Source organism: Parafrankia sp. Ea1.12, from assembly GCF_900465275.1.
In the GTDB taxonomy this organism is placed as follows: Bacteria; Actinomycetota; Actinomycetes; order Frankiales; family Frankiaceae; genus Parafrankia; species Parafrankia soli.
Genome location: NZ_UBIZ01000125.1, coordinates 1 through 225 on the forward strand (window position 1 = coordinate 1; position 225 = coordinate 225).

The 225-nt window shown below is 75.1% G+C and carries 1 protein-coding gene; it reads right to left on the reverse strand.

What is annotated here, in order from left to right; all coding sequences use genetic code 11:
* Positions 1-225: PLP-dependent transferase (locus tag FMEAI12_RS02930; RefSeq protein WP_200835168.1), on the reverse strand; the 225-nt coding region annotated here is incomplete at both ends.

The window sequence follows — 225 nt, forward strand, 5'->3', positions numbered from 1 at the left end:
CCCGGCTCGCCCGCTCGTACCACGGCGAACCGGCCAGCTTCGGGTAGGCGACCCAGCTCACCTCGTCGCGCGCCCGCAGCCACTCGGCGACCCGCTGGGCGTTGGCGCTGTGCCGCTCCATCCGCAGCGACAGCGTCTCCAGGCCCTGCAACAGCAGGAACGCGTTCATCGGCGCCAGCGCGGGGCCGAGGTCGCGCAGCAGCCGCGCGCGGGCCCGCAGGATGA